16 protein-coding genes, 1 tRNA gene and 1 pseudogene are annotated in these 19,761 nt (G+C 59.8%); 12 read left to right on the top strand and 6 right to left on the bottom strand.

Annotated elements, in window-relative coordinates:
- Positions 1 to 2 precede the first annotated feature (2 nt).
- Genes EX00_RS04640 through EX00_RS04630 form a run of 3 tightly spaced genes read left to right on the top strand, consistent with a single transcriptional unit; the run spans position 3 to position 3,265 of the window.
- Complete coding sequence (locus EX00_RS04640; RefSeq protein ID WP_047454628.1) at positions 3 to 824, top strand: hypothetical protein; 822 nt, start codon at positions 3 to 5, stop codon at positions 822 to 824.
- 41 nt (positions 825 to 865) lie between these two features.
- Positions 866 to 1,198 (top strand): hypothetical protein, encoded by a 333-nt coding sequence (locus tag EX00_RS04635; RefSeq protein ID WP_047454626.1) that lies wholly within the window; start codon positions 866 to 868, stop codon positions 1,196 to 1,198.
- 9 nt (positions 1,199 to 1,207) lie between these two features.
- Entirely contained in the window at positions 1,208 to 3,265 is a 2,058-nt protein-coding gene (locus EX00_RS04630) for a 3'-5' exonuclease (RefSeq protein WP_047454624.1), read from the top strand.
- A 371-nt stretch (positions 3,266 to 3,636) separates the two neighbouring features.
- Here the strand turns inward: EX00_RS04630 and EX00_RS04625 are convergent, their stop codons facing one another.
- Both EX00_RS04625 and EX00_RS04620 read right to left on the bottom strand, forming a co-directional pair.
- Positions 3,637 to 5,631 (bottom strand): AAA family ATPase, encoded by a 1,995-nt coding sequence (locus tag EX00_RS04625; RefSeq protein ID WP_052210676.1) that lies wholly within the window; start codon positions 5,629 to 5,631, stop codon positions 3,637 to 3,639.
- Positions 5,621 to 6,007, bottom strand: a complete 387-nt coding sequence (locus tag EX00_RS04620; protein ID WP_047454622.1) for a hypothetical protein — start codon at positions 6,005 to 6,007, stop codon at positions 5,621 to 5,623. The genes EX00_RS04625 and EX00_RS04620 overlap by 11 nt, the downstream gene beginning before the upstream one ends.
- Before the next feature lie 519 nt (positions 6,008 to 6,526).
- Between EX00_RS04620 and EX00_RS04610 the strand changes: the two genes are divergently transcribed.
- Positions 6,527 to 6,832 (top strand): helix-turn-helix domain-containing protein, encoded by a 306-nt coding sequence (locus EX00_RS04610; RefSeq protein ID WP_047454619.1) that lies wholly within the window; start codon positions 6,527 to 6,529, stop codon positions 6,830 to 6,832.
- A gap of 278 nt (positions 6,833 to 7,110) precedes the next feature.
- Positions 7,111 to 7,185 (top strand) — tRNA-Glu (locus EX00_RS04605).
- A 59-nt stretch (positions 7,186 to 7,244) separates the two neighbouring features.
- On the opposite strand, the gene recJ is transcribed toward EX00_RS04605, so the two are convergent.
- The 4 genes from recJ to EX00_RS04585 all read right to left on the bottom strand — a co-directional run bounded on the left by recJ (position 7,245) and on the right by EX00_RS04585 (position 12,377).
- Positions 7,245 to 9,050, bottom strand: a complete 1,806-nt coding sequence (gene recJ, locus EX00_RS04600; RefSeq protein ID WP_155294020.1) for a single-stranded-DNA-specific exonuclease RecJ — start codon at positions 9,048 to 9,050, stop codon at positions 7,245 to 7,247.
- Between the two features lie 56 nt (positions 9,051 to 9,106).
- The gene (locus tag EX00_RS04595; protein WP_047454616.1) at positions 9,107 to 10,426 is read right to left on the bottom strand and encodes a homoserine dehydrogenase; all 1,320 of its coding nucleotides are present in this window, start codon (positions 10,424 to 10,426) and stop codon (positions 9,107 to 9,109) included.
- 58 nt (positions 10,427 to 10,484) lie between these two features.
- Complete coding sequence (locus tag EX00_RS04590) at positions 10,485 to 11,705, bottom strand: LL-diaminopimelate aminotransferase (protein WP_047454614.1); 1,221 nt, start codon at positions 11,703 to 11,705, stop codon at positions 10,485 to 10,487.
- 222 nt (positions 11,706 to 11,927) lie between these two features.
- Positions 11,928 to 12,377: a hypothetical protein gene (locus EX00_RS04585; RefSeq protein WP_047454612.1), complete on the bottom strand. Its 450-nt coding sequence runs from the start codon at positions 12,375 to 12,377 to the stop codon at positions 11,928 to 11,930.
- A 159-nt stretch (positions 12,378 to 12,536) separates the two neighbouring features.
- Between EX00_RS04585 and phaC the strand changes: the two genes are divergently transcribed.
- From phaC to EX00_RS04550, 7 genes and pseudogenes are all read left to right on the top strand, one after another.
- Positions 12,537 to 14,384, top strand: coding sequence for a class I poly(R)-hydroxyalkanoic acid synthase (phaC, locus tag EX00_RS04580; RefSeq protein ID WP_047454610.1), 1,848 nt, complete (start codon positions 12,537 to 12,539; stop codon positions 14,382 to 14,384).
- 13 nt (positions 14,385 to 14,397) lie between these two features.
- Positions 14,398 to 15,147 (top strand): DNA/RNA nuclease SfsA, encoded by a 750-nt coding sequence (gene sfsA / locus EX00_RS04575; RefSeq protein ID WP_047454608.1) that lies wholly within the window; start codon positions 14,398 to 14,400, stop codon positions 15,145 to 15,147.
- Between the two features lie 2 nt (positions 15,148 to 15,149).
- A complete protein-coding gene (map, locus tag EX00_RS04570; protein WP_047454607.1) occupies positions 15,150 to 15,986 on the top strand; it encodes a type I methionyl aminopeptidase in 837 nt (278 codons plus the stop codon).
- 3 nt (positions 15,987 to 15,989) lie between these two features.
- A complete protein-coding gene (gene radC, locus EX00_RS04565) occupies positions 15,990 to 16,841 on the top strand; it encodes a RadC family protein (RefSeq protein ID WP_047454606.1) in 852 nt (283 codons plus the stop codon).
- Positions 16,842 to 17,099: 258 nt separating this feature from the next.
- Complete coding sequence (locus tag EX00_RS04560) at positions 17,100 to 17,696, top strand: dual specificity protein phosphatase family protein (protein WP_047454604.1); 597 nt, start codon at positions 17,100 to 17,102, stop codon at positions 17,694 to 17,696.
- 110 nt (positions 17,697 to 17,806) lie between these two features.
- A complete protein-coding gene (gene sthA / locus EX00_RS04555; RefSeq protein WP_047454602.1) occupies positions 17,807 to 19,210 on the top strand; it encodes a Si-specific NAD(P)(+) transhydrogenase in 1,404 nt (467 codons plus the stop codon).
- A gap of 86 nt (positions 19,211 to 19,296) precedes the next feature.
- Positions 19,297 to 19,700: pseudogene (locus EX00_RS04550) on the top strand (endonuclease domain-containing protein).
- Positions 19,701 to 19,761: the final 61 nt, after the last annotated feature.

The raw sequence follows: 19,761 nt of genomic DNA, 5'->3' as shown, positions 1-19,761 counted from the left end.
GGATGAAGATCGCAAAGCCCCTCAATATGGTCCAAACAACCTTCAACGAACTTTGCGTGAAGGGCGGCGGCATCGGCGGAGGCCCAGCACGATCAAAAGTTCAGCAACTCCTGCACGAAGGCAGTAAGAAGCTGAACAAGTTCGCGTTCAATGAAATCACAGACCAATTGGCCAAGTTTCCTGATCGCGACCCGTGGCACGTCTGCTTCGCCGTCGGCCTTGGATGGGGGCATCTAGCCCAGATACACGACGACTTTACAGACCACGCGACGAAGGTCCTTTCAAGTCTTGATTCTACGTCACTTGGCAAGGCGAAGACATTTCACCTTGAGCGCGGCCCGACCCCGATCGAACAGTCTCTCACTGGCGGCTATGCAATGTTTCAAAAAGTCAGGTTGCCCAGAGATTTGCCGGATGATCTTGCGAGCTATGGCCGCGCGCAGGAGCGATGGCTGCAGCCGATACTGTCGAAAACAGAAGAGCGGCCGCGCTACATAGGCAGTTGGAATGCGACAGCAATGTTTATGGTGGCATTGTTCTCGAAGCCTGCCTTGTCTTCCACGCTCAAGAACCGGGAAGTCATGCTTCCGCCAGGAGGGCCGATTTATATGGGTCTGGCGCTGCTACACCAGGCGAAGTTGTTGTCTCAAAAACCTGCGGGAAACGCACTGGATGACGAGGCATTCGAGCCGGGCGCCATCTACGAAAATAACGCCCTAATGCACGAACTCCTCAAGGGTAAATCGGATTGGAGTATACTCGACGTGCATAGCGGCCTCTACATGCTCGGAACTCGTCACAACCTTTCTGATCAATGGGCTTAACGGATATGCGGCGGGAAAACTTCGATCACGGATTTAGTGCCATGGCCTGGAAGAAGGCCAAGAACGAGGCCCTAGTCATTCTCAGGCAACGAGCGAAGTGCTGCGACCCGATCACCTATTCGGAACTGACAAGCAAGATTTCGGCGGTTCAGATGGAGCCGCATGACCCGCGGCTCGCTCACTTTCTTGGTGAAATTTCCACTGACGAGCACGAAGGCGGGCGACCACTCATCACCGCACTGGTGGTTCACAAACACGATCTGCAACCGGGCAAGGGCTTCTTCGACCTTTCGCGATCGCTCGGATATTCCTTCATTGATGAGATAGAATTCTGGAGTGAACAGCTCGAGCGGCTGCGCGCACAATGGAAGTGAGGTGGTGACGTGAACTTCCTGATAGCAGAGACATTTACCGCCTCGTTCAACCGACTATCAGGCGTGGATCAGAAGGCAGTCAAGGCGAGTGTCTTTGATTTGCAGATGGATCCCTCCGGCAACGGGCTGCAGCTCCATCGAATTGAAAACAGCAAGGATCCGAACTTCTGGTCGGCTCGTGTCAATCGGGACATAAGGCTTATCGTCCACAGGACGAGAGACAGCGTGATGGTCGCCTATGTCGACCATCACGACGCGGCTTATGCGTGGGCTGAGCGCCGGCGGATCGAGGCCCATCCACGGACGGGCGCAATACAGATCGTCGAAGTGCGCGAGCGCGTCGAAGACGTAGCGCCGCCGGGAACGTTCAACTTCGTTTTTCCCGAGCCTGCGAAAGGCGTGAACGATGGTTCACCGTCTAAGCCGCTTTTCGCATCTCTCGACGATGAGGCGCTGCTGTCAGCGGGTGTTCCCGAAGACTGGTTTGCCGATGTCCGCGACGCCAACGAGGAAGGTTTTTTCTTACTTGCGGCGCATCTGCCAGCAGAGGCCTCCGAGGCGCTACTGGAATATGCCGCCACGGGAACACTACCCGCGTCTGTTGCTCGCCTCGCCGATCCATTTTCCCACCCTGATGCACTGCGCAGGATCCGTCCGATTGCTGACCAGGATGAACTAGAACAGGCACTCGCCTTCCCGTGGGAGAAATGGGGGGTCTTCCTCCATCCCTCGCAACGGTCCCTGGTTGAGCAAACGTTCGCTGGACCTGCCCGCGTGGCGGGTTCGGCCGGGACAGGCAAGACGATCGTAGCGATTCATCGCGCGGTCCGGCTGGCCCGGCAAAACCCTAATGCTCGGATCCTGTTGGCAAGTTTCTCCCAGCCCCTTGCCGAGGCCATGGCAAAGAAGCTTCTCGTGCTCGCACCGGAGACTGGCGGCATCGTACCTCGCATCACCACCGCCTCCTTTCGCGGAATAGCGGAACAGATGCATCAGCTAGAGTATGGCGTGCGCCCCCGGATTGCGTCAGAACCGATACTTAGGGAGCGGCTCCACGATGCCGCGACCAAAGCCGATCTGAAGGGATTTTCGGATCGATTCCTGCTGTCCGAGTGGACCAATGTGATCGACGCCTGGGGGATCACGTCCCCGGAGGCCTATGCGACCGTTCAAAGAATGGGCCGCAAGAGCCGCCTCGGTCCGAACCAGCGGGAGCGGCTCTGGCCTGTGTTTGCGTCGGTGCGCGCATCATTGTCGTCTGAGCGATACACGACTTGGTCTGAGGTCTTCACGAGTCTCGCCAGTTCAATCATCGACCGCAGATCGAAGCCATTCGACCACATCATCATTGACGAAGCACAGGATCTTGCGCCAGCAGAGCTCCAATTTTTTGCTGCATTGGCTCCGGTCGGTGCGGACGCCGTTTTTCTGTCTGGCGATGTCGGCCAGCGCATCTTTCAACACCCCTTCTCTTGGGCTGGACTGGGCATTGACGTTCGCGGCAGGTCGCACACGCTCAAGGTCTGCTATCGTACGTCACAGCAGATTCGGCAGGCTGCTGACAAGCTCTTGCCCAACATTCTACGCGACACCGATGGACTTGAGGACGAGCGCCGCGGAATCGTTTCCGTCTTTTCAGGGCCGCCGCCGGAAATCAGAACCTTTGAGAATGAGCTCGAGGAAGCCGACAGTGTGCGCGCCACCATCCGCACCTGGCTGGATGAAGGTATCGCCGCTCATGAGATCGGCGTCTTCGTACGGACACCGCAATTGATCCCGCGTGCCCGAGCAAGCGTGCCTGGAATTGATGAGGCTGCCGGCATTGTCACGTCGCCAATGAGCCTGGCGAAAGGTCTGGAATTTCGCGCCGTAGTCGTAATGGCTTGCGATGAAGGAATCCTACCTCTCGACGAACGCGTAGCGGATGCAGCCGACGAGGCAGAGCTTGACGACGTGTACGAGACAGAGCGACGGCTGCTCTACGTGGCATGCACCCGCGCGCGGGAACATCTGGTTCTTACCGGCTTGCGGCCGGGGTCCGAGTATCTCGTGGACTTCAGTGAGTAGCCGCAAGTCTTGCATTGGGAAGTGAAATCGTCGGCGCGCCGTGACGGCGCGCGGCTGCTACCTAAGGAGTGATGGCGCAAATATTTGGATAGAGCTACTATGCCGACATCTTGGCTCTATTCTTGAGGCTTGTGAAATGGCTGCCAACGAAGGGGACGATGTCCCACACATCCCCGCCGACAGACCGGCACTTGGGTCCGCTGCGAAGCGTGACGGCAATCGTGCGGATATGGCATCGCGCGAGGGCTCAACTCATGCGGAACGGCCTAAGCCACGAAAGCTCGTGACACAGGGCCGACCGCGTGAAGCCCTAAAAAAGCGCACGACCTGACGGTCAACATTCCTGATGATTTTGAAGTAAAAGTTGGCGATTATGCTCCGCGCGCGACTACTGCGGACATATTGGCTTGACCTTTCTCCGCCACATTGTTCGCGATCAGGTCGGCGACGTCGTCTACTGTAAGTGCCCCCCTCTCGAACAGTTCAGTAGCAATCCTATCAAGCAGGGCAGAGTGTTCGATCAATATGGCAGTGGCGCGGGAATATTGCTCGTCAAGGATTCGGCTGACATCTTCACGGAGCGCGTACGGCAGCCTTCCTGCGCTCTCGGCAGAGACCTGATGGGCTTCTATGAGGAATGGCAGACTTCTACCCATCCCGTACGAAGCTACCATCTGAGTCGCCAAAATAGTGGCTTCTTCGAGGTCGCTTCCCTTCGAGCCTGAGAAGCCGCTCGATCTGCAGCCAAGAAGGGTTTCTTCGGCTGCAGCGCCAGCAAGTATCCGGCAGATCAAGGATTCGAGCCGGTCACGAGTATCAAATGAACGCTCGTCCTCCGGCAACTCATACCTTACGGCGCCGACACGCTGGCGCACCTGTGACCCGAGCCATCTCACTTGCCGCCGGATCGCGACGCTGATTTTGGCGCATGGTGACAGCACATGGGCAACGATGACATGACCCGCTTCATGAATTGCAATGCGTCGTAGGCTCTCCTCGGAAAGTTCTTGGACCGGCGGCAGTGAGTTGGCGACGTCGGCGATCTGGACCGGCCGGCTCTGCCTGCGTCCAATCCTTCTGGCTTCCCGCGCAATCATCTCAAGGTCGGCACCATTCCAGCCCTCAAGATCCGCTGCGATATCCCTTAGCTCCGTTATGTCGTCCGCCAGCTTCAGATGAAATTGCAGGATGTCGAAGCGCTCCTCCTCGTCGGGCAGGCCTATCGGGATATGTCTCTCCAGGCGTCCACTTCGCAGCAGTGCGGCATCGATAGCTTCCGGGAAGTTCGTTGCCCCGATAACGACGATCTGATGCCGTCCTCCTGCGCCGTCTATGGATTCGAGAAGGTAGTTGACCACCTGACGTGAATAATTTGCATGATTGTTTGCGAACTGTGTTCGATCGCCGATCGCATCGAGCTCATCAAGGAAGACGATAGCAGGTTGTTGCGCCTGAGCCATTTCGAAGGTCCGACGCATCGCGCCGAGCAGATCTCCTAAATGGCCATACGATTGCCATTGCGAAACCGATGCCGTTATCAGCGGCAGGCCTGCCGATTTGGCAAGCGCCTGCGCAAACAGGGTCTTGCCGGTTCCGGGTGGGCCGTGGAGAAGGACGCCTCGATCCATATGACCCCAATCCATCTCTCCACGATTGAAGCGACGAACGTCTTCGACGAAAGCCAAGCCCCATTCTCTTGCGCCTCCATAGCCTGGCAATTCCTCTAGGGATGGTGCCGCCTCAGTAGCTGGGACACTGCCGGCGGCATTTAGTTTGCGGACGACGTCCAGAGAGACGCGGGGCTTGCCCGCGAGTGTCACCATCATCGAGAGATCCAAACGGGCGATCGCCGCAGCAGTGACGTCCTCCAGCGGCCGGCGCCCCAGAAGCCGGCGGGCCGCGTTGATGTGATCTGCCGTCGGAGGTCCGAGATCGACGACGCCGTCCGCCAAGATTGTCAACTCTTCCGGCAGGTCGGACCGATTGAGCGCAAGGACCAGGACAAAATCGAACCGTCCATACTCCTCAAGGAATGAGAGCGTTTTTGTCTTCGATTTCTTTTTCGATGGCGGAGGTAACACATGGACAAAGGCCTTCGATTGCCGCTGCAGGTGTGGCCATGGCTCGATCCGGCCGGTCAGCGCAAGCTCCGCTGCCTTTCGATAGACGTCGGTAATTTCCTCGGTGTCAACAATAACGACCACGATAGATGGAAGGCTGTTCCGGAGCCGATGCTGGGATCGTAGAGCTCGACGGAATGCAGCATGTAGAAGAAAGACCCCTGGAGCCTTCCTGACGGCATCACGAAGCCGGCGAGAAGCGTTCCTCGGACGGAATTCGACCAGATAGTTATCGCTATCGGCCATCAGGAAAACTCCAGATGTGGACCGCGTCCTCAGCAAGAGCCGACGGTTCACCGAGCCGATACCATTGCGTAAGCGAACGGGCCGCTTTTGCTTCTATTGAAATCAGTTCCAGCGGTGCACTGAAGCTTAACCAGTCGGCGGGAAGGTCGCCGGGCTTTCGGGGATCTTGAAAGCGACCGACGAGCATCGGGCATATATATTTCTCGACTGTCCAATCCTCAACCAACGTCACGACTTCCGGATTGAGGTGCGGAATGGATCGCTCCGTTAGAAGCCGCTGGAGATCGTCCGCCAGTTCCTTGTGAATGCGTAGCCTCGAACTGAGTTCCCGAAGCGAAGAGTTGCCATCCGGCTCACCAAACCTCAGAAGTCTCATCAGCGTCGACCCCCAAAAGAAAGCAGCCCATCCGCGGGTGAATGGCCAGCACTGCTCCGCGTGCCGAGGCGGTACCAGCGGTTAAGGGTTCGAACGAAGTGCTCATCTTCGACATGGAAGTGCGCCCACACCTCGCTCGTGGAGATGACGTGACCATCCGGGAGAGACGGGTGCCCTTCGACAATACCCTCTAGGCAACGGACCTTTCTGAAGCCGTGACGCCAATTCGCGAGGACCGGTGAAGCCATGAGTGCTGGAGCGAAGATGCCGCCTGCTTCCAGACGCTCGAGGTCGGAAGTGAGCCTCTTCAAGCCAGGTATCGACGATGTGATGTGAATTTGCATGATTCGTATCCCTGAATGGATTCGGAACGAGACAGAAGGATTCCCTGCTAGGGAATCGAACCATATAAGACTTTACGGCGCCATTGGCGTCTGAATATGCGCAAACGAATGCCGGCGTCAACATTTATTGCTCGCGCGTTTTGCCCTACCCGAAAAACTGTGGTTATGAATCCTTATGCAAACGGTGCCACGCCCAATCTTGAAGATCGCTAGAGAGTTCCTCGGCCTCAGCCAGGACGACGTCGAAGCTGTGGTCGGAGTTTCGCGCAAAACCATTCAGCGAATTGAGCGAGGCGACGACGTGATCGTGCACTACGTCGCTTCACTTCAGCGCTTTTATGAAGATCAAGGAATAGAGTTTGTACCACCCGCTGGCGATAGAGGGTGGGGGGTATTCAATGCCAATACCAAGGCTGATCCAGCGAAGTTGAATGCCCTAGAAAATATTCCGCCCTCGAAACGAAGGAGAGCGGAAATTTGATCGGAATTGATGCTACCCGGTACCCTGCGGCGACTATTCGAGGGCAGAACCGGTAGCGAGCTTAGCTAAGCTTGTCTTTCTCAGAACGTCCGCCCACGTCGACATTTCAAGAACCGCCAACCATAACTGGTTCGAACTTTCTCCCGTTCGCTGTACCAACAAAAGCCTGCCATGAACTTTTCCACAATCGCCTCGAAAAATCTGCCTCTAGTCGTGGATTTTTCTCGATTTTCCGCTTGCGGGATCAAAAGGTGCTGACTATAAGGGCGCCACAGCACGCGCCCTTCGTCTATCGGTTAGGACGACAGATTTTCATTCTGTAAAGAGGGGTTCGACTCCCCTAGGGCGTGCCACTGTTTCCCCCCTGAAATCTTTGAATTTACGTCGCTATCACAGCGATACCACTTTGCCCTCAAGGCGCCTTGGCTGCATCCGTCACACGCAACTGGACGCGGCGGTTGCCCTGCCAGTGGTCGGCGCCGAGCGTGCCGGCGACGTGGATCTGCGATCCGCGGCACGACATCAGAAGTTCGCCGAGCGGCGTCTCGGCGGCGCGGAAGGCGATGCCGTCAAGGCGGCCGCCGTCCTGTGCTTCCAGCGTGACCTTGATGTGGGACTGGCCGACGAGCCGCGAATCGCGCAGGCGATGGCTCGGCAGGGCGAAGATCGGCTGCGAATGGCCGGAGCCGTAAGGGCCGGCGGTTTCGAGCTGGTCGATCAGATCCACGGTCGCACCGCTGGCGCCGAGAGCGCCGTCGATCTTCAGCGTTTCGTTGGCAACGAGGCCGGGCACCTGCCTCTCCGCCTTCTCGGTGAAGAAGGCGCGCAGTTTCCCGAGATTGCCGCGCTCCACCGTCAGGCCCGCCGCCATGGCGTGGCCGCCGCCCTTGACCAGCAGACCGGCATCGACAGCGGCGCGCACCATGCGGCCCATGTCGAAGCCGTTGATCGAGCGGCCGGAACCGGTGCCCTTGCCCATGGGATCGAAGGCGATCGCGAAGGCCGGGCGGCGGAATTTGTCCTTCAGCCGCGATGCGATCAGGCCGACAATACCCGGATGCCAGTTTTCCCGCGCCGTGACGATGACGGAGGCGCCATCGCCATTGCCGTACTCCGCCAGCGCCTCGGCCTCCGCCTCCTGCAACATGGCGGCTTCCATGGCCTGGCGCTCACGGTTCAGCTCGTCCAGCTTCTCGGCGATGGTCTCGGCTTCGCTCGTATCGTCGAGGGTCAGCAGGCGCGCGCCAAGGGCGGCATCACCGATTCGCCCGCCAGCATTGATACGCGGGCCGATCAGGAAGCCGAAATGATAGGGCGATACCGGGCCGCCGAGGCCGGCCTTGCGGAACAGTGCCGCAAGACCGGGATTGCCCTGATGGCGGGCGGCGATCAGGCCCTTGACGACATAGGCGCGGTTCAACCCCTTCAGCGGCACGACATCGCAGACGGTCGCCAGAGCGACGATATCGAGCCAGGCCAGCAGATCGATGGAGCGGACGCGAGCGTCGCCCGCCTCGCGCAGCTGCCGCAAGGCGGCAACGAGAACCAGAAAGACGACGCCGGCGGCGCAGAGATGCCCCTGCCCCGACAGATCGTCCTCACGATTCGGATTGACCAGCGCATGGCAGTGCGGCAGCTCGTGCGCGACCTGGTGATGATCGATGACGACGACGTCGATGTTGCGGGCCTTCGCCGCCTCCAGTGATTCGAAGCTGGTGGAGCCGCAGTCGACGGTAACGATCAGCGTCGCGCCATTGTCAATGAGCTGGTTGATGGCGGCGGGGTTGGGGCCGTAGCCCTCGAAGATTCGGTCGGGAATATAGATGCTGGCCGGCACGCCGAAATGGGTGAGGAAGCGGTAGAGCAGCGCGGAAGACGCGGCGCCGTCGACGTCGTAGTCGCCGAAAATCGCGACAGTCTCTCCAGTCTTGACGGCGCGCAGCAGGCGCCCGGCGGCCTTTTCGCAATCGGTCAGCAAATAGGGATCCGGCATCAGGCTGCGGATGGTTGGATCGAGAAACGCCATGGCCTCGTCGACACCGACGCCGCGACCAGCGAGAACGCGGGCGATCAGATCCGGCAAGCCGTAAGTCTGGGCCATGGCCAGCGCCCGGTTCTGGCCGGCCTGGTCGAGCCGGGAGACCCAGCGATTGCCGGAGACGGAGCGTTCGACGCCCAGAAATGCCCGCTGTACAGGATCTGCCGGTTGTTCCACCATGTCTCCCAGAATTGGACGACCCCGCTCCGCTTTACCGGAACGGGCTGCGCGTCAGATTATTCCTTCGGCCGCTCGATGCGGATGACCTGCGGCTCACCGACGAGATAACCCTCGGTCTTGATCGCGGCAACCGCCTTGCGCACAGAATCCTCCATCGTCGCATGGGTGACGAGGATGATCGTCTGATGGTGGGACGGCGACAGGTGCTGCGTCGAGCGCTGCACGATCGATTCCAGCGAAATGTTGTTTTCCGCCATGCGGGTCGCAACGCTGGCGAAAACGCCGGTGCGATCGAGAACGGTCAGGCGGATGAAATAACCGCCCTCATGGCTCTGCATCTGCGCCTTGCGATAGGGCTCCAGCGCCTTGGCTGGATGGCCGAGCACCGGTACGCGCTGCGCGCCCGGCTGGCTCTTGGCGATATCGGCGATATCGCCGAGCACGGAAGAGGCTGTCGCGTTGCCGCCGGCACCGGGGCCGACCATCAGCAATTCGCCGAGAATGTCGGATTCGATCGCCACGGCATTGGTGACGCCATCGACCTGAGCGATGACCGAATCGAGCGGCACCATCGTCGGATGGACGCGCTGTTCGATGCCGGTCTCGGTGCGCTGGGCGACGCCCAGCAGCTTGATACGGTAACCGAGGTCGGCAGCGGCGCGAATATCCTCGATGGAGATATTGGTGATCCCCTCGAGATAGATGTCGTCGGCCGCGATGCGGTTGCCGAAGGCAAGCGTCGTCAGAATGGCGAGCTTGTGCGCCGTGTCGTTGCCCTCGATGTCGAAGGCCGGATCGGCTTCGGCATAACCGAGACGCTGGGCTTCCTTCAGGCAATCGGCAAAGGACAGGCCCTCCTTCTCCATCCGGGTCAGGATGTAGTTGCAGGTGCCGTTCATGATGCCGTAGACGCGCGAAACCGTGTTGCCGGTCAAGGATTCCCGTAGTGCCTTGATGACGGGAATGCCACCGGCGACCGCCGCTTCGAAGTTGAGCAAAGCGCCCTTCTCCTCGGCAATCTCGGCAAGCTCGACGCCGTGATAGGCCAGCAGCGCCTTGTTGGCGGTGACGACGTGCAGGCCGCGGGCAAGCGCCGCGCGCACGGCAGCGTTGGCAGCCCCTTCGGAGCCGCCGATCAACTCGACGAACACATCGATATCGGCCTTCTGCGCCAGATCGACCGGACCGCCGAACCATTCGATGCCGGTGAGGTCGATGCCGCGATCCTTGCTGCGATCACGCGCCGTGACGGCGACGATCTTGACCGGGCGGCCGCAGGTGACGGCAAGCTCGTTGGCGCGGCTCTGAATGATGCGGACGAGCGAGGCACCAACGGTACCCAAGCCCGCAACGCCGATTTTGAGGGCATCTGCCATGGATAGTTCCTGATCAATGTCTTGGGACGGCAGCCGTGGGAACGGCTGCCGCGAAAAATTAGGAGCGATGAGCGTTCAGCGAAACCACATTATGCATGGTCTCATCCGCAGTCGAGAGGAAGCGCTTCAGATTGCGCGCCGCCTGACGGATGCGATGCTCGTTCTCGACCAGCGCGATACGAACATAATCGTCGCCCATTTCGCCGAAGCCGATGCCCGGAGCCACTGCGATGTCAGCCTTTTCGACCAGCAGCTTGGAGAATTCCAGCGAACCGAGATGACGGAACTTCTCCGGGATCTTGGCCCAGGCGAACATGGTCGCGGCCGGCGGCGGAATCTCAAAGCCGGCCTTGCCGAAGCTGTCGACCAGCACGTCGCGGCGGCGCTTGTAGATGTTGCGTACTTCGATGATGTCGGAACCGTCGCCGTTCAAGGCATGGGTTGCCGCAACCTGGATCGGCGTGAAGGCGCCGTAGTCGAGGTAGGATTTGACGCGCGTCAAGGCGGCGATCAGGCGCTCATTGCCGACGGCGAAGCCCATGCGCCAGCCGGGCATGGAAAAAGTCTTCGACATTGAGGTGAATTCGACGGTGACGTCCATCGCGCCCGGCACTTCGAGAACCGATGGCGGCGGGGTGTCGTTGAAGTAGATTTCCGAATAGGCGAGATCCGACAGCACGATGATGTCGTGCTTCTTGGCGAAGGCGACGACTTCCTTGTAGAAATCAAGCGTCGCGACATAGGCCGTCGGGTTGGACGGATAGTTGAGGATCAGCGCCAGCGGCTTCGGGATCGAGTGACGCACGGCGCGCTCGAGCGGCGGGAAGAAGCTGTCGTCCGGCTCGACCTGCATCGAGCGGATGACGCCGCCCGCCATAAGGAAGCCGAAGGCATGGATCGGATATGTCGGGTTCGGGCAGAGGATGACGTCGCCGGGCGCCGTGATCGCCTGCGCCATGTTGGCGAAGCCTTCCTTCGAGCCGAGGGTGGCGACCACCTGCGTATCCGGATTGAGCTTCACGCCGAAACGGCGGGCATAATAGGCGGCCTGCGCGCGGCGGAGACCCGGAATGCCCTTGGAGGAGGAATAGCGATGCGTGCGCGGGTCCTGGACCACTTCGCACAGCTTGTCGACGATAGCCTTGGGGGTCGGAAGGTCCGGATTGCCCATGCCGAGGTCGATGATGTCGGCCCCGCCCGCTCGCGCGCTGGCCTTCAAACGGTTGACCTGTTCGAAGACGTAGGGCGGCAAACGCCGGACTTTATGAAACTCTTCCATTTATTTCCCCATGGGACAGCGGCCCTTGCAACCGCAATGAAGTTCGTCGATCTCCCGGTGACCCGCGATACGAACTCCGGAATCGCGGCACCGCACTCAAGCTGACACGAAGGATACGGTGAATCTTGGGCGGCGAGAAACGCAAAGCGCTCTCAACCAGGAAGAAACATCGAAATTCGGCCTATCCGAACGCTTTGCGTCCAAATCGCCTGAAACGCAAGGCTAATTCTGCGTCTGACCGGGCTGCACGCCGCCTTGCTGAATTTCCGACAACGTATCCTGGCCGTGTTCGGCGGCAAGCTTGCGCATGTCGGCAACGCGCTTCTGGTATTCGGCTTCCGAAATCGTGCCGGCCTTGCGCTGCGCGCCGAGCGACGACAGCTGCTTGCCGATGTCGGATGCCTGCTGATCGTTGATCTGGACATTCGCCGCCGTCGGCGGAGCGTTGAAGGAGGGGTAGCCGTCCTTGTAGTGCTGCTGCGTACTGCCCTCATCGACGGGCTTGCCATCGACGGATCTGACAACCACGGCCTGCGGCGCTTGCTTGCGCTTGGCGAAGGCCGCTTTCTCTTCAGGGGTAGAGCAACCGGCAAGCGCCAGCGCGAGAATGCCGAACAAAGCACCGCTAAGTACGGAATACCGGTTTAGTCTTGCCACCATGCCGCCGCCCATATTGTCGTCCTGCCCTATTCCCTTGCTATGGGATGCGACTGTTAAATTTGTCGCAGCGGCAAAGCAAGAGCAGGGTTGCGTTTCATTCGACTTGTATTCCTTTTCCCGCAAGATGTACAAATGGAAAACAAAAGAGATTTGCCGCCGGGAGGATGATGCGTGACCGACAGCAAGCGGGATAAAACTGAAGGCAACGGCGCCTTTCCCGGTTTCGATCCGAAATCGGTCGAACCCTATATCGTCAGGGATCCCGAAGCGATGGCCGTGAACTTCGCCCGCGCGCTGGAAAGCCTCGGCAAGGCCGCTTCCGCTTGGCTCGCGCCACGTGAACGCGGCGAGAAAGTGGATACCGTCGCCGACCCGATAACCGACATGGTCAAGACGCTTTCCAAGATCGGCGAATACTGGCTTTCCGATCCGCGCCGGACGCTGGAGGCACAAACCTATCTGCTGTCTGGCTATTTCGGCCTGTGGACGAAGACCATGCAGCGCCTCAGCAGCGATTCGCCTGCTGTGGCTGAAGCCGAGCCGATCAAGGACAAGCGTTTTGCCGACGAGGACTGGCAGAAGAACCCCTTCTTCGATTTCCTGCGCCAGACCTATCTGCTGACCGCCGGCTGGGCGGAGAAACTGGTCACCGACGCCGAAGGGCTGGACGAGCACACGCGCCACAAGGCCGCCTTCTACACCAGGCAGATCACTGCGGCGCTGTCGCCGGCCAATTTCATCGCCACCAATCCGCAGCTCTACCGGGAAACCGTTGCCTCCAATGCGGAAAACCTGGTGCGCGGCATGAAGATGTTTGCCGAGGACATCAGCGCCGGGCAAGGCGAGCTGCGCGTGCGCCAGACCGACATGACGAAATTCGCCGTCGGACGGGACATGGCGCTGACGCCCGGCAAGGTGATCGCGCAAAGCGATGTCTGCCAGGTGATCCAATACGATGCGGCAACGGAGAAGGTGCTGAAACGGCCCCTGCTGATCTGCCCGCCCTGGATCAACAAGTTCTACATTCTCGATCTCAACCCGCAGAAATCCTTCATCAAATGGTGCGTCGAACAGGGGCACACCGTCTTCGTCATCTCCTGGGTGAACCCGGATCGCCGTCACGCGGCCAAGGACTGGACGTCCTATGCGCGCGAGGGCATCGATTTCGCGCTGGAGACAATCGAGAAGGCGACCGGCGAGACGGAAGTCAACGCCGTGGGATATTGCGTCGGCGGCACGCTGCTGGCGGCCACGCTCGCCTTACACGCCAAGGAAAAGAACAAGCGTATCCGCACGGTAACATTCCTGACAACACAGGTCGATTTCACCTTCGCGGGCGACCTTAAAATCTTTGTCGACGAGGAGCAGATCGAGGCTCTGGAACAGCAAATGAACGCGATCGGCTATCTCGAAGGCTCGAAGATGGCGGCAGCCTTCAACATGCTGCGCGCCTCGGAGCTGATCTGGCCCTACTTCGTCAACAGCTATTTGAAAGGTCAGGATCCCCTGCCCTTCGATCTCCTGTTCTGGAACGCGGATTCCACGCGAATGGCCGCCGCCAACCATTCGTTTTATCTACGCAATTGCTATCTCGACAATGCACTCAGCCAGGGCAAGATGGTGCTCGACGGCAAGAAGCTGTCGCTGAAGGACGTCAAGATCCCCGTCTACAATCTGGCGACGCGCGAGGATCATATCGCACCGGCCAAATCCGTCTTCGTTGGCAGCGGATTCTTCGGCGGGCCGGTGGAATTCGTCGTGACGGGCTCCGGCCACATCGCCGGCGTCGTCAACCCTCCGGACAAGCACAAATACCAGTTCTGGACCGGCGGACCGATCAAGGGCGACTACGATCAATGGCTGACGGAAGCGAGCGAAACGCCCGGTTCCTGGTGGCCGCACTGGCATGCCTGGATCCTCAAGCAGGACAGCCGCATGACCGAGGCCCGCAAGCCCGGCGGCGCGGCCCTCAACGCTCTCGAGGAGGCGCCCGGCAGCTTCGTGATGGAGCGCGCCTGAGCGGCAACATCCCATGCTTTTCAATCCACCCCTTATTCCCGCGCGGCTGATCGCCCGCTACAAGCGCTTTCTCTTCGACGCAGAGTTGGAGAGTGGCGAGATCATCACCGGCTCCTGCCCGAACACCGGCTCGATGCAAGGCCTGACGACGCCGGGGTCCCGCATCTGGCTATCGGAGCACGATGGCGCGAAGCGGAAATATCGCCATGTCTTCGAACTGATCGAAGCCGACGGCACCACGGTCGGGGTCAATACCGCGATGCCGAACCGAACGGCGGCGGAAGCGATCGCCCTTGGCCAAGTCTCCGATCTCGGTGACTATACGACGGTGCGGCGCGAGCAGAATTACGGCCGCAATTCGCGCATCGACCTGCTCTTGACCGACCCGCTCAGGACAACCACCTATGTCGAAGTCAAGAACGTGCATTTCATGCGCCAGCCGGGCCTTGCCGAGTTTCCCGATACGGTCACGGCGCGCGGCGCCAAGCATCTGGAAGAGCTGGGCGATATGGTTGAGGCGGGATACCGCGCTGTCATGCTGTTCGTGATCCAACGGCACGATTGCCAAAGCTTTCGCGTCTGTGGCGATCTCGATGTCGTCTACGCCACCGCGTTCCAGCGGGCCTTGAAGCGCGGTGTCGAAGTCTACGCGCTGAAATGCAGGGTTTCGCCCACGGAAATCACGCCCGCAGGGTTGATCCCGATAGACGAACCCGGCATAGCTGCATTAAATACCAAGTATAAAATTTCTGCTGAAGGCTGATCATGGTGAACTACATCGAGGCGGCGACCGCGCCGGCGAAAAATACAGGCGCAATTCGCCTCTACGGACCGGATGCCTTCGCGGGGATGCGCAAGGCCTGCCAGCTTACCGCCCGCTGCCTCGACGAGCTGGCCGCGATCGTCGCACCCGGCGTGGCGACCGATGTCATCGACCGCTTCGTCTTCGAGTTCGGCATGGATCACGGCGCCTATCCGGCAACGCTGAACTATCGCGGCTATACGAAATCCTCCTGCACCTCGATCAACCACGTCGTTTGTCACGGCATTCCCAACGACAAGCCGCTGCGCGACGGTGATATCGTCAATATCGACGTGACCTATGTGCTCGATGGCTGGCACGGTGATTCCAGCCGCATGTATCCGGTCGGCGAAATCAAACGCTCGGCGGAGCGGCTGCTGGAAGTGACTTACGAATCGCTGATGCGCGGCATCGCCGTCGTACGTCCCGGCATCCGGACCGGCGCCATCGGCGAAGCGATCCAGACCTATGCCGAAGCGGAGCGCTGCTCCGTCGTTCGCGATTTCTGCGGCCACGGCGTCGGCAGCCTCTTCCATGATTCTCCGAACATTCTGCATTATGGCCGCGCCAGCGAAGGCCCGGAAATGCGCGAAGGTATGATCTTCACCATCGAGCCGATGATCAATCTCGGCCGGCCACATGTGAAGGTGCTCGGCGACGGCTGGACCGCCGTCACGCGTGACCGCTCGCTCTCGGCGCAATACGAGCACACCATCGGCATCACGGCCACCGGCTGCGAGATCTTCACCCTGTCGCCCGGCGGTCTCGATCGCCCCGGCCTGCCGCCGCTGCAGGCATAGTTCATGGCGAAACGCCCCGCTCCTTCCTCCGGACATGGTGACATGCCCTTCGATGGCGGCGGGGTGGCGGATGGGCTGGAGGACGCATCGCTTTTCGACGAGCGGCTGTTCTTTGCTCCTCGAGCCGCCAAGCCCACCCGAGGCGACAAACCGGCGAAGCCGCCGAGCGCGTCAACTACACCTGAGGCCCATTATCACGGACACCGCGAGCGCCTGCGCAATCGCTATCGCGACAGCGGCGATACCGCACTCGCCGACTACGAAATCCTCGAGCTCCTGCTCTTCAGGCTCATTCCGCGCCGCGATACCAAGCCGATCGCCAAGGCACTGCTTGCACGCTTCGGCACGCTCGGCGGCGTCTTCGGCGCATCCACCAATCTGCTCCAAGAGGTGAATGGCGTCGGCGAAGCCGTCGCGCTGGATCTGAAGCTGGTGGCAAGCGTTGCGCAGCGCATGCTGAAAAGCGAGCTGACGGGCAAACCGGTGCTCTCGTCCTGGAAGGCGCTGATCGATTATTGCCACACCGCGATGGCGCACGAGACGCGCGAACAATTCCGCATCCTGTTTCTCGACAAACGCAATGCCCTGATTGCCGACGAGGTGCAGGGCCTGGGCACTGTGGACCATACGTCGGTCTACCCGCGCGAAGTGGTCAGGCGGGCGCTCGAACTCTCGGCCACGGCCGTGATTCTCGTCCACAACCACCCTTCGGGCGACCCGACGCCCTCGCGCGCCGACATCGACATGACGAAGACGATCGTCGAGACCGCTCGCCCCCTGGGCATCGCCGTTCACGATCATATTATCATCGGCAAGAACGGCCATGTCAGTTTCAAGGCGCTGCGATTGTTCTAGATCGCTTTCATCAGCATAAGAAATTACATTAGAATATATTCATATATTATTGTTTTTAATGAGACTTCTCCGCGCGCATAATGGCGCGGACGCCGGCGGCGCGCTCCATCTTCATTCCGCGATCTCCGTCTGCATTTTTCAGGTAGGCGTCAGGATGATCTGACAAAAGGACGATGCTCCTTATCGGCGTGCCTGCCGGAGGAAGCCGTTGTTTTGATTGCGCCTTGTCGTTCCTGGCTGAACGCTCCTGGAGATTACATGCCGAAGACCTCATCGCCGCTCTCTCGTCGCTTGCGCCGCATCGGCCGCGGTGTGCTTCTCGCACTCTCCCCCTTTGCGCTGATCGCCACCGGCTTCTACGCGCATATGCTCTGGACGACGAACTTCCATCCCGTCATCGCAGGCGAGGTCTACCGCTCATCGCAGCCATCGGCGTCGACAATTGCGGAATTGCAGAAGCAATATGGCATCAAGACCATCATCAACCTGCGCGGCAACAATACCGGCCACGCCTGGTATGACAGCGAAGTCGCCCAGGCCAAGGAACTGAATATCGATCACATCGATTTCCGCATGTCCTCCGCCCACGAACTGACCCAGGCCCAGGCCGCCCAGCTGGTCGAGATCATGCGCGATGCGCCGAAGCCGCTGTTGATCCACTGCCAGGCGGGTTCAGACCGCACCGGACTGGCTTCGGCCCTCTATCTCGCCGCGATTGCCAAGACCGGCGAAGCGATCGCAGAGAGCCAGATGTCGATCATTTACGGGCACCTGCCGTTTTCCTTCACCCGCGCCTATGCGATGGACCGGACGTTTGAAAAGCTGGAGCCGTGGCTCGGCCTTTCAAACTCCTGAGTATCGGACCTTTCCCGTTAGATAATCTGTAACATTGAGCAGCTACCGGTTGACGGACAGCATGTTGCATTGCGACATTGATTCCGTAATCAAACATCCGAGGCTTCCCGATGGACCAATTCGATCTCCTCGTCGTGGGCAGTGGCCCTGCCGGCCGCAGAGGCGCCATTCAGGCCGCCAAGCTCGGCAAGAAGGTGCTTGTGATCGAACAGGGCAAGCGTGTGGGCGGCGTTTCCGTCCACACCGGCACCATTCCTTCAAAAACGTTGCGCGAGACCGCGCTCAACCTCTCCGGCTGGCGCGAGCGCGGCTTTTATGGCCGCGCCTATAGGGTCAAGCAGGAGATCAGCGCCGAGGACCTCCGCCGTCGCCTGCTGATCACCCTCGATCATGAAGTCGAGGTGCTGGAGCATCAGTTCGCCCGCAATCGCGTCCAGCACATTCGCGGCAAGGCGAGCTTCATCGATCCCCAGACCATGCAGGTCGTCAAGGACGATGGAGAAATCATTCATGTCTCCGGCACCAGCATCCTGCTCGCGGTCGGCACCAAGCCGTTCCGCCCAGACTATATGCCCTTCGACGGCAAGACTGTTCTCGACAGCGACGAGTTGCTGGAGATCGAGATGCTGCCCCGCTCGATGGTCGTCATCGGCGCCGGCGTCATCGGCATAGAATATGCGACGATCTTCAGCGCCCTCGACACGCAGGTAACGCTGATCGATCCGAAGTCGACCATGCTCGACTTCATCGACAAGGAGATCGTCGAGGATTTCATCTACCAGCTTCGCGACCGCAACATGAAGCTGCTGCTGGGGCAGAAGGCCGAAAAGGTCGTCCACCAGGACGGCAAGGTGGAATTGACGCTCGACAATGGCCGCCGCATCGTCACCGACATGGTCCTGTTTGCCGCCGGCCGCATGGGCGCCACCGACACGCTGAACCTTACCGCCGCCGGTCTCGAGGCCGACAGTCGCGGGCGCCTGAGCGTCAATCCGGAAACCTTTGCCACCAACGTTCCGCATATTTTCGCGGCAGGCGACGTCGTCGGCTTCCCGAGCCTTGCTTCCACTTCGATGGAACAGGGCCGTATCGCCGCCCGCGTCGCCGTCGGCGCCATCGCCAAGGAACCGCCGAAGTACTTCCCCTATGGAATCTACGCCGTCCCGGAAATCTCCACCTGCGGGCTCTCCGAGGAAGAGGTCAAGGAGCGGCATATCCCCTATGAATGCGGCATCGCCCGTTTCCGCGAGACATCACGCGGTCATATCATGGGCCTCGACACCGGCCTCCTGAAGCTGATTTTCTCCTTGAAAACCCGCCGCCTGCTTGGCGTCCATATCGTCGGCGAAGGGGCGACCGAACTCGTTCATATCGGCCAGGCCGTGTTGAACCTCAAAGGCACGGTCGAATATTTCGTCGAAAACACCTTCAACTACCCGACACTCGCCGAAGCCTACAAGATCGCCGGCCTGGATGCGTGGAACCGGATGGGTGATATCAAGTCGGAGCTTTGAGGGGTTGTGGAAATTGCAGGGTAGTCCCCTCTCCCCGTAAAACGGGGAGAGGGTTAGGGTGAGAGGCCGTTCACGGGGACAGTCAATTGCGTGGTCCTAAATCAGAAACAACACAACGAGCCCGTATTCTGCGCCAATCAGATAATGACGCGGAAGCAAAGCTATGGTCCGAATTGCGCGACCGACGACGAATGGCTTTAAGTTCGTCCGCCAATACCCCGTAGGGCCTTACTTTGCCGATTTTGCCTGCCGTGAAAAATATCTCGTTGTAGAACTCGATGGCAGCCAGCACCTCAAAAATGCTCGTGATCTTCGACGTGATGCTTTTATGAATGGCGAGGGCTGGTCCGTCGTCCGTTTCTGGAATGTTGATGCCCTGACAGCAATGTCGTCCGTTCTTGAAACCATCGTTGCCATTTGCGACGGCCGGCTCACAGACACGGTGGAAGCGCCTGACCTGCGATTCTTTCCCGCACGAAACAAACGATAACTCTCTGTCCAGCCGATAGCGCGTGCCCCTCACCCCAGCCCTCTCCCCGCAAGCGGGGAGA

The organism is Martinezella rhizogenes (assembly GCF_000799715.1).
Taxonomy (GTDB): Bacteria; Pseudomonadota; Alphaproteobacteria; order Rhizobiales; family Rhizobiaceae; genus Rhizobium; species Rhizobium rhizogenes_C.
Note: the sequence above shows the minus strand (reverse complement) of the source record. Positions and strands in the feature narration are given on the sequence as shown.

Bases quoted from the DNA above. Each gene is read 5' to 3' on its own strand.
- recJ (WP_155294020.1), bottom strand. From the start codon at position 9,050: ATGGTGGAACAACCGGCAGATCCTGTACAGCGGGCATTTCTGGGCGTC.
- map (WP_047454607.1), top strand. From the start codon at position 15,150: ATGGTGAACTACATCGAGGCGGCGACCGCGCCGGCGAAAAATACAGGC.
- EX00_RS04640 (WP_047454628.1), top strand. From the start codon at position 3: ATGAAGATCGCAAAGCCCCTCAATATGGTCCAAACAACCTTCAACGAA.
- EX00_RS04610 (WP_047454619.1), top strand. From the start codon at position 6,527: ATGCAAACGGTGCCACGCCCAATCTTGAAGATCGCTAGAGAGTTCCTC.
- EX00_RS04635 (WP_047454626.1), top strand. From the start codon at position 866: ATGGCCTGGAAGAAGGCCAAGAACGAGGCCCTAGTCATTCTCAGGCAA.
- EX00_RS04590 (WP_047454614.1), bottom strand. From the start codon at position 11,705: ATGGAAGAGTTTCATAAAGTCCGGCGTTTGCCGCCCTACGTCTTCGAA.
- EX00_RS04560 (WP_047454604.1), top strand. From the start codon at position 17,100: ATGCCGAAGACCTCATCGCCGCTCTCTCGTCGCTTGCGCCGCATCGGC.
- radC (WP_047454606.1), top strand. From the start codon at position 15,990: ATGGCGAAACGCCCCGCTCCTTCCTCCGGACATGGTGACATGCCCTTC.
- sthA (WP_047454602.1), top strand. From the start codon at position 17,807: ATGGACCAATTCGATCTCCTCGTCGTGGGCAGTGGCCCTGCCGGCCGC.
- EX00_RS04595 (WP_047454616.1), bottom strand. From the start codon at position 10,426: ATGGCAGATGCCCTCAAAATCGGCGTTGCGGGCTTGGGTACCGTTGGT.
- EX00_RS04585 (WP_047454612.1), bottom strand. From the start codon at position 12,377: ATGGGCGGCGGCATGGTGGCAAGACTAAACCGGTATTCCGTACTTAGC.
- EX00_RS04620 (WP_047454622.1), bottom strand. From the start codon at position 6,007: ATGAGACTTCTGAGGTTTGGTGAGCCGGATGGCAACTCTTCGCTTCGG.
- sfsA (WP_047454608.1), top strand. From the start codon at position 14,398: ATGCTTTTCAATCCACCCCTTATTCCCGCGCGGCTGATCGCCCGCTAC.
- EX00_RS04625 (WP_052210676.1), bottom strand. From the start codon at position 5,631: ATGGCCGATAGCGATAACTATCTGGTCGAATTCCGTCCGAGGAACGCT.